The sequence below is a fragment of the Bacillus sp. CFBP9009 genome (assembly GCF_036541465.1).
GTDB lineage: Bacteria > Bacillota > Bacilli > Bacillales > DSM-1321 > Peribacillus.
Window position 1 is genome coordinate 307,530 of record NZ_JAZHFU010000004.1, and the last position, 12,229, is coordinate 319,758.

Annotated in this window: 11 protein-coding genes; 4 read left to right on the top strand and 7 right to left on the bottom strand. The window is 42.1% G+C overall.

What is annotated here, in order from left to right:
* Positions 1-88: 88 nt before the first annotated feature.
* On the bottom strand, positions 89-601 hold the full coding sequence (locus tag V3595_RS14620) for a YqhR family membrane protein (protein ID WP_485907920.1): 513 nt from the start codon (positions 599-601) through the stop codon (positions 89-91).
* Between the two features lie 333 nt (positions 602-934).
* Here V3595_RS14620 and V3595_RS14625 point away from each other — a divergent pair, with 333 nt between their 5' ends.
* Entirely contained in the window at positions 935-1,897 is a 963-nt protein-coding gene (locus tag V3595_RS14625) for a DUF1385 domain-containing protein (RefSeq protein WP_485907922.1), read from the top strand.
* A 137-nt stretch (positions 1,898-2,034) separates the two neighbouring features.
* Entirely contained in the window at positions 2,035-2,409 is a 375-nt protein-coding gene (locus V3595_RS14630; RefSeq protein ID WP_048677789.1) for an SA1362 family protein, read from the top strand.
* 24 nt (positions 2,410-2,433) lie between these two features.
* Here V3595_RS14630 and V3595_RS14635 read toward each other — a convergent pair whose 3' ends face one another.
* Positions 2,434-3,315 (bottom strand): patatin-like phospholipase family protein, encoded by an 882-nt coding sequence (locus V3595_RS14635; RefSeq protein ID WP_485907924.1) that lies wholly within the window; start codon positions 3,313-3,315, stop codon positions 2,434-2,436.
* 85 nt (positions 3,316-3,400) lie between these two features.
* Positions 3,401-4,426 carry a spore photoproduct lyase gene (gene splB / locus V3595_RS14640; RefSeq protein ID WP_485907972.1) on the bottom strand — a complete coding sequence of 342 codons (1,026 nt, stop codon included), beginning with the start codon at positions 4,424-4,426 and terminating at the stop codon, positions 3,401-3,403.
* Between the two features lie 138 nt (positions 4,427-4,564).
* Between splB and V3595_RS14645 the strand changes: the two genes are divergently transcribed.
* Entirely contained in the window at positions 4,565-4,750 is a 186-nt protein-coding gene (locus V3595_RS14645; RefSeq protein WP_048688331.1) for a hypothetical protein, read from the top strand.
* Positions 4,751-4,893: 143 nt separating this feature from the next.
* Here the strand turns inward: V3595_RS14645 and V3595_RS14650 are convergent, their stop codons facing one another.
* Together V3595_RS14650 and V3595_RS14655 are read right to left on the bottom strand one after the other, a co-directional pair.
* Complete coding sequence (locus V3595_RS14650) at positions 4,894-7,464, bottom strand: vitamin B12-dependent ribonucleotide reductase (RefSeq protein WP_485907925.1); 2,571 nt, start codon at positions 7,462-7,464, stop codon at positions 4,894-4,896.
* A gap of 388 nt (positions 7,465-7,852) precedes the next feature.
* Positions 7,853-8,689: a lipoate--protein ligase family protein gene (locus tag V3595_RS14655; protein ID WP_402897614.1), complete on the bottom strand. Its 837-nt coding sequence runs from the start codon at positions 8,687-8,689 to the stop codon at positions 7,853-7,855.
* A 203-nt stretch (positions 8,690-8,892) separates the two neighbouring features.
* On the opposite strand from V3595_RS14655, the gene V3595_RS14660 reads away from it, so the two are divergent.
* On the top strand, positions 8,893-9,276 hold the full coding sequence (locus V3595_RS14660) for a rhodanese-like domain-containing protein (protein ID WP_485907927.1): 384 nt from the start codon (positions 8,893-8,895) through the stop codon (positions 9,274-9,276).
* A 140-nt stretch (positions 9,277-9,416) separates the two neighbouring features.
* Here V3595_RS14660 and gcvPB read toward each other — a convergent pair whose 3' ends face one another.
* Together gcvPB and gcvPA are read right to left on the bottom strand one after the other, a co-directional pair.
* A complete protein-coding gene (gene gcvPB / locus V3595_RS14665; protein ID WP_402897616.1) occupies positions 9,417-10,874 on the bottom strand; it encodes an aminomethyl-transferring glycine dehydrogenase subunit GcvPB in 1,458 nt (485 codons plus the stop codon).
* A complete protein-coding gene (gene gcvPA, locus V3595_RS14670) occupies positions 10,867-12,213 on the bottom strand; it encodes an aminomethyl-transferring glycine dehydrogenase subunit GcvPA (protein WP_485907929.1) in 1,347 nt (448 codons plus the stop codon). The genes gcvPB and gcvPA overlap by 8 nt, the downstream gene beginning before the upstream one ends.
* Positions 12,214-12,229: the final 16 nt, after the last annotated feature.

Consider the following 12,229-nt stretch of genomic DNA (forward strand, 5'->3'; position numbering starts at 1 on the left):
ACACCTGCTCATGTTAAAAGAATGCTTTCCATGAACATTCTATCATAATTACAAATTGTCTTACTACTTTTTTACAACCAAGAAGCAATCAGCTTTCCGATTGCTTCTCAGCCTTGTTTTTATAACGTATATATTCCTGATGATCGTATGATATAGAAAACCCTACAAAAAGACCGTATATAATAAAAATGCATACACTTGTTATAACCGTATTTGCTGACATTTTAGAAAAGGTTGGCAAATCGACGAACATCGGTTTCAGGACAAATACCAGCAAAGCCCAGCAAACCACCCCCAAAATAATACCCGGAAAAATACTCTTCATCCTTTTAAAAAGACTATAGTATATAAAAGCGATCCCCACAGATAGAATTCCGAACAAAATTATGGTCATTACCGTACCGAGCCAATGATCGATCCAGGTCATATTGGACCACGAAGTAAGTATGAATTTTGGGCTAAAATCCATAAAGTTAATATAATGGGCTATGATTCCGATAAAACTGGCTAAAGCCCCCCCAACAAAACCGACAGCAAGTACATTGTAGATAAACATGCTTTGATATTCCTGTTGAATTTGTCCATTTTCATTAGAAGACATATCAAACACCTCCGCTACGTAGTATGCCCTTTGTTAATTAGAACTATTTTTTTTTATTGTTGGGGAGGAGAATCACTAGAGGTTTTGAGATTAATTCTGTATGATTAAATCATAAATAATCTGCTTTTTTCAGAGGAAAATCCCCTTCCTCTGTTGAAATTTATAATGTACACAGGATAATACCTTCCTGTGATTCAACATTCATAAAGTAATTGCAAGGGTAAAGCTTCCATTCAATTTTGGAGGACCGCCTTAAACCCTTGTGATGCTTGACAATACACATGTTAGCACCCTTGAGAGAGCTACGTGAATAACTATTAGGTTGGTGTAGAAATGTCTGAGGTTCAAAAACCTGTTTATGGAGGGCAGGCTGTAGTGGAAGGCGTCATGTTCGGTGGCAAACATCACACAGTCACTGCGGTACGCCGCAAAGATTCGACGATTGTATATTATCATCTGCCGCGTGAATCGAAACCTGTTGTAAACCGCTTAAAAAAAATACCGTTTCTACGGGGTATCGTATCACTGATTCAGTCAAGTGCCACCGGTTCGAAACATCTTAACTTTTCAACTGAACAGTATGAAGAAGAAGACGGGGAAAAGCAGGAAGAAAAGGTAGAAAAGAAAAAAGAAACGAAGGAATCTTCTAAAATAAGTGTCTGGCTTGGAGTTGCCGTAATCGGTGTACTTTCCTTCCTATTCGGGAAGCTGCTTTTCACTTTGATTCCAGTCTTTCTTGCCGAATTGACAAGACCCATCTTCAGCGGCCATATGGCCCAGGTTTTAATCGAAAGCTTGTTCAAGTTGATATTATTGCTGGTATACATTTACGCAGTATCCATGACGCCATTGATCAAGCGGGTCTTTCAGTATCACGGAGCAGAGCATAAGGTGATCAATTGCTTTGAAAGCGGAAAAGAATTGACGGTTGCAAATGTGCAGGAAAGTTCACGCCTTCATTATCGCTGTGGCAGCAGCTTTATTTTATTTACAGTCATTGTAGGTATGTTCGTCTATATGATTGTTCCGACCGATCCATTATGGCTCCGTGTCGTGGATCGCATTTTGCTTATCCCCGTCGTGCTTGGCATAGCATTCGAAGTATTGCAGTTGACCAACAAAGTACGGGATATTCCCATCCTGCGTTACCTTGGCTATCCCGGCCTTTGGCTTCAGTTATTGACAACCAAAGCCCCTACCGATGATCAAGTCGAAGTCGCATTGGCTTCCTTCCAAGAACTGTTGAGGATGGAAAAAGAGACCGAAAAAGGTTTAGAATCGGATGTAATTGTGTAAAACATCTATACACATTTTGATGATGAAAAATCATATACTAACTATGTGAATGATCTTCATTTTTTTCAAATATTTTACATTAAGAATGTTTAAAATAAGCTAAAAATGCTTATGATGCTCTTAAGGAGGTGTCTTTGTTGAAACGTTTCATATCTTTCATGATATACGGAATCATCGCCCTCGGAGTCCTCGGACTATTGAGCCGACTATTTAATGACCCGATTGGCTTTTTTAGGAACATTCTCATAATAGCCATTGTCGCAGGGATTATTTATATGATTTATACCGGATTAACAAAGGGAAAACCAGTTAAAAAAGAGCAGCAAGCATTCCGAAAGGCTGCCCGCCAATCGAAAAAAAGGCTAAAAAACCGAACTTCGAAAAAAGATAATGTGGCTAGCTTCTCTGCAGCAAAATCATCAAAGAAAATTAAATGGAGAAAGAAAACGGATAGTCACTTAACCGTCATCGAAGGGAAAAAGAATAAAAAGAAAAATCGGGCTTCTTTTTAAGAGCCCGATTTTTTACTTATATCATCAATATGTCCATTTTTTAAGGAATTCTTTCGTGCACTGCCTGCCCCTATTGATCAATTCACCCTTTTTTTCATCATTCAGATTGAAATCCATTGCAGAAATTCCCTTCATCGGGATAAATACAATATTATGGACGTGTTTCTTGGAAATATACCGTGCATCATGGGCATCTTTCATCGTTTTGAATAGTGCGGAGAACAATTCAACCGCATTATCCACCTCATGCGGTTTCCATATCTCATCGACACTTAACCGCAAGCCAATGACCGGTCTTTCCTTTCTAACATGATCTGAATTGAATAACCACATTGGAAAATTGCTTAACACACCTCCATCAACAAAAAGGAACTTGCTTTTTCCGACATTAAGTTTGACTGGCTCAAAGAAATACGGAATGCTGCAACTCATTCTTACTGCCTTTGCCACTGGAAAAGCGCTCGGGTCAATTCCATAATTAGGCAAATCATCAGGCAGTACGACCAATTTCCCATTTGAAATGTCAGAGGTTATGATACGGAGTGATTTCGGTCGAACATCCTTAAAGGTGACTACATTCCTTTCGGCAAGTTTACCGGCGACCCATGCTTCCAAGGCGTTGCCTTTATAAAGGCCCAGTTTCCAGTATAAAAGGAGCCATTTGGCAAATGGGATAGGCAAAAGACCACGCCTTTTATCCAGCAGGCCGCTTAAATCTATATCAAGAAAAAGCTTTTCTATTTCTTTTCCCGTGTACCCAGCCGCTACGAATGCTGCAATTATGGATCCTGCACTCGTACCTGCTGTTCGATGGAATACAAATCCCTTTTCTTCTAATTCCTGCAGGGCTCCCACTAAACCATAGCCTTTAATCCCGCCTCCGGAAAAAACGCCGTCAATAATCATAGCTGCCCTCCCCTAATCCGGTCTTTACATTTCTAAGCAGGATTAGAGCGATTTATGACAGTTTTAAAAAGAAAATTGCCTTGATTCAGGTAAAATACTGAATTTCCGCTTTCGGGAAGTATTCCGCTATATACCCACGAATGGTCGTTTCCAGTTCTGCCGCTTCTTCGTTTTGATAAACATATTTACCAATTCCATATCGGCCCCATTTATATTTACGCTTCGTTTCGTCCAGTTCCAATTTTGTTTTCGGATAGTTTTTTTGAATCACTTTTTTTGCTGGACCAGTGAACCGATGCTGGATTAATTCGAAAGTCAAGTCAGGGATATCCACCCCTTTTAAGGCCTCACCCAACCGTTCGAATAATTCATGGTAGCCCTCCTTCCATGCTTCATGACGGTATATTGGAGCTACGATAAAACCCAGGGGATATCCGGCACCTGCCACTTTACGTGCCGCTTCCATCCGTTCTTCGAAGCTCGAAGTCCCGGGTTCGAAATTCTTTATCACATAACGTGAATTTATACTGAACCGAAATCTCGTTTTTCCATTATGTTCAGCATCCAACAGATGATCGACATGATGGAATTTAGTGACGAACCTTAGAACCCCATATTCACTTTTCCCAAAATACTCTATGGCCCTTTTTAGCGAATGTGTCAAATGATCAATTCCGACGATATCCGATGTACAGGCTGCCTCAAAACGGGTAATTTCAGGCTTTCTCTCATTTATATATTTTTCGGCTGCCTCGAAAATCTCGTCAAGATTCACATATGTCCGAATATATGGCTTTGATCCGAGTGTCGTCTGTAAATAACAATAGTGACAATGCCCCATGCACCCGGTAGCAAGAGGGATGGCATATTCAGCAGATGGCTTTGAAGAATCGAATTTCAATGTTTTTCTGATTCCTACCACGAGCGTCGATTTGGCGACACGATATTTTTGCAGATCATTTTCTCCAGGAAGATCCCTAATTTGGTTATGCGATGTGGTCTCACGGATTTCAATGTTCAAATCTTCGAATTTCTTCTTCAATTCCCGGCCAAGCGGGTATTCCAGTGCCCTTGGCTCAATATATACTAACTGTGGCATAAATGGGTTCATTTCGATCTCCATTCTTTTTTCGAGTTTGTTCATACTTTCAATCGAACTACACAATCTAATTCATAAGGATAGTTTTTCTTTATTCTTTTATCCTCATGATTGTTTTTACTTGGAAATTCAAAATGAAGGAGATGCGATATGGCTAATAAACGAGACTTCTTGACAAATGGAATGGGAAAACAAACGATCACCGTCCAAACAGATAATAAATTTCCAAATCCAAGGAATATACCGGGAGACTCGGTCGATGAATTTTCGGTATTAAAAGATGGCAACCAATATCTAGCCGAAAAGGAAATAGGGCAGCAAAATGAAAATGGTTGATTGAACGCGAAAAGAAGACCGAATTTACGATGATTCGGTCTTCTCTATTGGTATAACAGACTGTCACTAACAAACATTTAAGACACTAAAAAAAGCCGTTAAGATAGCTTTGCAGCATACTTAACGACTTCCCTTACATCAGCTTATAGCCCGCATTTTAATTGTGCTCCGCAATTCGTGCAAGTATTGCATCCGCCCATTTCCTGGACTTCGCCTTTACGGCACACCGGGCAAGTGTTGCCCACTTCAGACCCAATCGTAACGTTAGTCGAACGCAGTTCATTTATCGTATCGACCAATACGACTTTTTTCTTTACTTCCACATCTGTCAATTCATCCATTTCAAGCTGCTCGTCCATTTGGTTTTCTTCCGCTTTGAGCGTAAGAACCTGACTGTCACGGCTGCCATCCACATATACAGTACCGCCTTTTGCTCCGCCTTTGTATAGACGTTCATATACTTTTTCAACTTGTTCGACAGTATATCCTTTTGGAGCATTTACCGTTTTACTGATCGAGCTGTCAATCCAGCGTTGAATGATGCATTGAACATCAGCATGTGCCTCTGGAGCTAATTCCATAGCGGAAATGAACCATTTTGGAAGCTCTTCTGTATCGGCTTCTGGATGACGGTCCAAGTATTCCTGTACAATGTCAGCCTTAACTTCAATGAATTTACCAAGACGGCCGCTGCGGAAATACGTGAAAGAGAAATATGGTTCAAGACCTGTTGATACCCCAACCATCGTTCCTGTGCTTCCTGTAGGAGCCACTGTCAATAAATGAGAGTTACGGATGCCATGTGCAGCAACACTTTCCCTTATATCTTCAGGCATTTTTTCCATAAATCCGGTTTGTGTGAAACGTGTTCTAAGCTCCTCGGTTTCTTTGTCCGTTGACCCGATCAGGAACGGGAAACTGCCTTTTTCTTTAGCAAGTTCCACGGAAGCCCTGTAAGCTGTCGTCGCAATCGTTTCAAACACCTTGTCAACCAGGATATTTCCTTCTTCAGAGCCATATTCCGTCTCACAGTAGATCAAAAGGTCATGCAGACCCATTACACCAAGTCCAACCCGTCGCTCGCCTAGAGCCTGTTTTTTGTTTTCATCCAAGAAATAAGGAGTTGCGTCAATGACATTGTCCTGCATACGCACACCGACTTCGACAGTCTGCTTAAGTTTCTCGAAATTAACCGTTTTGCTTTCTTTATCAGCCATCTCAGCCAGATTGACTGCCGCAAGGTTACATACTGAATACGGAGCCAATGGCTGTTCTCCACAAGGGTTCGTCGCTACGACCTGTTGACCGTATGCTTTGGCATTCGTCATTTCATTAGCATTATCGATAAAGAAAATACCTGGTTCAGCAGAATATGTTGCACAAATGTTTATTAAATTCCAAAGCTCTTTAGCTCTGATTTTACGGTAAACACGGACTTTGTGACCCATTTTCTCCCATTCACGAACATCACCGACATTATGCCACTCTTCATTGTAAATGGCCATTTCTTCGGCATTATAGCTTTCAACATCAGGAAAACGCAATTCGTATTCCGCATCTTGTTCCGCCGCTTCCATGAATTCCTTAGTCAGGCAAATCGAGATGTTGGCTCCAGTCAGAAAATCAGAATTATGGACACTGTACGTTCCCCCTGTACGGAGCTTTTCCTCTGCATCCCTAATGATTTTCTCGCTAAATCCGCCTTGGCCAGGAATCTCCTTATAATTGATGATCCCTTGATACATAGCCGTTTCCTGTTCCGTGTGCGGCGTGAATTTCAATTTATCCGTCGCATATTTCTTGATGGCTTCATCTTTAGTGTTTTCCACTAGGTAACGCAGAATCCTTGGGTTTTGCATTTTAGAAATGATGAACTCTGCAATATCAGGATGCCAATCAGCAAGCATGATCATTTGCGCGCCGCGTCTGCTACCGCCCTGTTCAACAAGATGCGTCAGTTTCGCAATATCGTCAAGCCATGACACTGAACCAGAGGATTTTCCGTTTACGCCTTTTGCCAAAGTGTTTCTTGGACGCAGTGTCGACCCGTTCGTTCCCACTCCGCCGCCGCGGCTCATGATTTCCATCACTTGTTTCCTATGTTCTGAAATACCTTCACGTGAATCCGGTACGAATGGCATTACATAGCAGTTGAAATAAGTAACATCCGTATTGGAACCTGCACCATATAATACTCGTCCTGCCGGGACAAAATTAAGGTTCTTTAATTCTTCATAGAATTTATTGAACCATTCCGTTCTCTTCTCTTCCGTGGTTTCCACTGATGCCAATCCCGTTGCATTACGTTTCGCAATTTGTTCATAGTATATTTCAAGCGGCTTTTCGATAATATCCAAAGGACGGTTTACAATTCCCGTCTCCATTTCTTCCGGATTATCCAGAACGCCACGGAATTCTTCATCCACCAAAACCTTCGCTTTTTTGGTTTCCCAATCTATTTCAACGATGTAACCGAGACCCCTTGCCGGGAATTTCGGATCTTCCTTAATCGTCAACACGACGAAATCGCCTGCCGAGAGTGTGATTTTTTCAGTATCCTTAAAAGAATAGCGGTCAAGCATGACTAGACGGGACACTCCCTTATGCGCCATTTTCATATCAGCCGTTACAGGGTGAACCTGGGGAAATAAAGAAATATCCTTATTCAACCTTTCTAGATCAACCTTTAAAGCTTCTTTTATTACAACCGACATAATTCCCTCTCCTTTATATGTTTCAAGATCCGTTCTTGCTGCCGCAAAAATCCTTATGTAGCCTTACATGTCCGTTTCGCTTAACAAGTACCCTAAATTTATCATAGCGAAACTCAAAAATCAACATATAGTGTAGTATTAAATATTTCAACCACTATATATTGTGTTTGTTTTGAATAACTTTTTATTTTGTCAAACGATAAATCAATTAATATAGTTAGCAAAAGGGAGGAAAATGTCGATTTACAATAATTTTTCATCAGATTTCAATTAATTTGGACCTTGCTTTTTCCCCATCCCTTTTAGGGCTTATCCCTGCAAGGGATGTGTTATTTGGTCAAACAAATCTGAAAAAACTTTTTTATTATCCACTCTGATTATGCTTCCTCTATCTCATGAAATTCCATTCATCGCTTTCATATTTGCTTTCTGCAATGGCCTTCACTTCCAGCAATTGCTTTTCGGTGAGGACGTATGGCTCTAAATCGATCGAAAGTCCTTCGGCAAAACCTTTTTCAAAAGCTTCTTTCGCTTCAGGGATGGTAATCTTTCTCCCGGCAATGTCATTTATGGCCACAGCTTTGTTTTTTAGGTTTTTTTGCATTCTCTCTTTAACCCTGTCATTTGAGAATTTAAATACGCTAAAGAGCTTATCATCATCCAGTTCAAGCAAAATGGACCCGTGCTGAAGGATGACGCCTTTTTGCCTGGTTTGAGCGCTGCCAGCGACCTTCCTGCCCTCAACGACCAGTTCATACCAGCTTGGAGCATCAAAGCAGACCGAAGATCTGGGCGATTTTAAAGCCGCTTTTTCCTGATCGGTTCGAGGCACGGCAAAATAAGCATCCAATCCCAGATTCCTGAACCCCATTAATATTCCTTCAGAAATGACACGATATGCTTCAGTAACGGTAGTCGGCATTCCCGGATAGGATTCTGGAACGATTACGCTATAAGTCAATTCATGCTCGTGCAGTACCGCTCGTCCTCCTGTTGGCCTGCGAACAAAACCAAGGCCCTGCCTTTTGACCTCTTCCATATCAATTTCCGCTTCTGCCTTTTGAAAATAACCGATCGACAATGTAGCTGGATCCCAGCCGTAAAAGCGTATGATTGGCGGAATTTCCCCTTTGCTTTGCCAGTTTAACAGCGCTTCGTCCAGCGCCATATTAAAAGCCGGTGAACAATACCCCGAATCTATAAAACCCCATTTATCTTTAGTCATCCTTACCCCTCGTTTCGATAGACTGTTTTTCAATACCCCACAAAAAACTCACATGTAGTAGTTTAACAGACTTTAACACTCTAAAAAAGAAAGTGCTATCAAGTCGATGAAGAATTTGATGAAAATTCTTTTTGATTATTGGGTAAAGCAATTATATAATAAAGATTGTCTGTATTTGTTAAGGTAGAAGGGAGTTTTTATGTTTGGAAATATTATATACACTGCTCATCATCTTAGGAGTGGTTATTGCGTATTCACTTTTTAATTGGTACCGCCAGCGTAAAATCGTTAAAACACTAACACAGGACGAATTTATCGCTAACTACAGAAAAGTGCAGCTAATCGATGTGCGGGAACCGAATGATTTCGATAATGGTCATATCTTAGGCGCAAGAAACATCCCTATGACTCAAATGAAAACACGCTTGGTCGAAATTAGGCCGGACAAGCCTGTATATTTGTACGCTCAAAGCGAAATCATCAGCGGCAGAGCTGCAGCCTTGCTATACAAAAAGGGCTACAGGGAACTTTTTCACCTAAAGGGCGGTTTCAAAATGTGGACCGGGAAAATCAAAGCAAAGAAATAAGACCCCATCTCCGCATGGGCTCTTTTTAATTCAATAGCTCAAGGAAAAGAAAGTTAACTGTTGGACTTTAATGAAATCTTACATAAACATGAAAAATCCCCACCGGCAGGCAGGGATTTTTTTTCGTATAAGCTATCAATCTAGGCTTGATAACGCAGAACAGGTTTTCTTGCAGCAAGAGTTTCATCAAGCCGCTTTATAACGGTTGTATGCGGAGCTTCCTGGACGATTTCAGGGGTTTCTTCCGCTTCCTTGGCAATCTGGATCATCGCATCAATGAACGCATCCAGCGTTTCTTTTGACTCGGTTTCAGTCGGTTCTATCATCATTCCTTCTTCCACGTTCAACGGGAAGTAAATGGTTGGAGGATGATACCCGAAATCCAGCAATCTTTTGGCTATATCGAGAGTCCTTACCCCCAATTTCTTTTGCCGGCGTCCGCTTAATACGAATTCGTGCTTACAATGACGATTATATGGCAGGTCAAAATAAGGTTCCAACCTACGCATCATATAATTGGCATTGATAACAGCATTCTCGGTGACGGCTTTAAGGCCATCAGGACCCATTGAACGAATGTACGTATATGCCCTCACGTTTATCCCGAAATTACCATAATAAGGTTTTACCCTGCCAATCGATTGCGGACGATCATAATCAAGAACGAATTGCTCCCCTTGTTTGACCACAAGCGGTTTAGGCAAGTAAGGAATCAAGTCAGCCTTCACTCCTACCGGGCCGGAACCCGGACCGCCGCCGCCATGCGGACCTGTGAATGTTTTATGGAGATTTAAGTGAACCACATCAAAGCCCATGTCACCCGGGCGTGCTTTTGATAGGACTGCATTCAGATTGGCTCCGTCATAATAAAGCTTCCCACCTGCATCATGGACAAGTTGTGCCATTTCCAAAATGTTTTCTTCAAACAATCCCAATGTATTGGGGTTCGTCAGCATCAAGGCCGCCGTATCAGGTCCGACAACACGCTTTAAATCTTCAAGGTCGACTAATCCATTTTCATCGGATTTCACTGTAATCGTTTCAAGTCCGGCAACAGTGGCAGAGGCAGGATTCGTACCGTGTGCAGAATCAGGTACAATCACTTTCGTCCGTTCTGTATCGCCATTCGCTTCGTGAAAAGCGCGAATCATCATTAACCCTGTCCACTCACCATGTGCACCTGCTGCAGGCTGTAATGTCACTTGGTCCATCCCGGTGATTTCCGTTAAGTGTTCCTGCAAATCAAATAAGAGTCCCAATGCTCCCTGAACGGTAGCCGGATCTTGATATGGATGGATATGGGCAAAGCCGTTGAAGCGTGCCACGTTTTCATTTATTTTCGGATTATATTTCATCGTGCATGAACCCAGCGGATAAAAACCCGAATCCACCCCATGATTCCGTTTGGAGAGTGCTGTATAGTGACGCATGATATCCAGTTCGGACACCTCAGGCAGCTCTGCCTCTTCTTCACGGATGTAGTCGGCAGGAAGAATTTCTTCGAGCGGAATAGTTGCAACATCCATTTCTGGCAGACTGTACCCGATTCGACCGGAAGTACTGATTTCAAAAATGAGTGATTGATCTTGATTATTCATGTTGATCCCCCAATTCCTGCGCAAGTGCATCAATTTCTTCTTTTGTTCTAAGTTCAGTTACCGCAACCAGCATATGGTCTTTCAGCTCAGGATAAACCGTCCCTAAATCAAAGCCGCCGATCATCCCTTTTTCAAAAAGGTTTTTATTGATTTCTGAAAACGAAGCAGGCAGTTTAATGATAAATTCATTGAACGAAGGACCGTCGAATATCACTTCCACCCCTTTTGCCATAATTGCTGTTTTCGCATAATGCGCTTTTTGAATATTTTGCACGGCCATTTCTTTGACACCCTTTTTACCAAGCGCGGTCATTGCAACAGAAGCCGCCAACGCATTCAAAGCTTGATTGGAACAAATGTTTGATGTGGCTTTGTCACGGCGAATGTGCTGTTCACGAGCTTGAAGCGTCAGTACGAATCCCCTTTTACCATTTTCATCCACTGTTTGACCGACGAGTCGGCCCGGAACTTTCCGAACAAGTTTATTAGTAACGGCAAAATATCCACAATGAGGTCCACCGAATGCCGCTGGAATGCCGAATGGCTGAGCATCCCCCGTTACGATATCTGCACCGAGTGCACCAGGGGATGTCAAAGCTCCCAATGCAAGCGGGTTACTGGAAACGATAAACATCGACTTGACGCCATGAATGATTTCCTCCATTTCTTTCAATGGCTCGATGCGGCCAAAAAAGTTCGGATATTGCACGATCACTCCTGCAATGTCATCATTCGCCAATTCCCTTAACGCAGCTAAGTCCGTCACACCGTCTTTAAAAGGAATTTCGACCACTTCCACGCGTTGCCCTTTCGCATATGTCTTAACGACTTCTCTTGATTCAGGATGAACGGCTCCTGAAATGAGAATCTTCTTGCGTCGTGTCTGGCCTGAAGCTAGCATGGCTGCTTCAGCTAGCGCTGTCCCGCCGTCATACATGGAGGAGTTAGCCACATCCATGCCCGTCAATTCACATATCATCGTTTGATATTCAAAGATGGCCTGAAGCTCGCCCTGTGAAATTTCAGGCTGATAGGGTGTATAAGCCGTGTAAAATTCAGAACGGGATAGAACATGATCGACTATGACCGGTGCATAATGGTCATAGACACCCGCACCAAGGAAGGAAGCATAGTTTTTAAGATCCGCATTCTTGGCAGCAAGCCTTGATAATTCTTTCATTAATGCAGGTTCCGATTTAGCAGGCTTGATATCGTATTCTCCTTGAAAACGAACGCTTTCAGGGATATCATTGAAAAGTTCTTCAGCAGTGGATACCCCTATCGCTTTCAGCATTTCTTGTTTATCTTGCTCTGTCATGGGTAAATAACGATGTTTCATCTAATGACCATTCCCC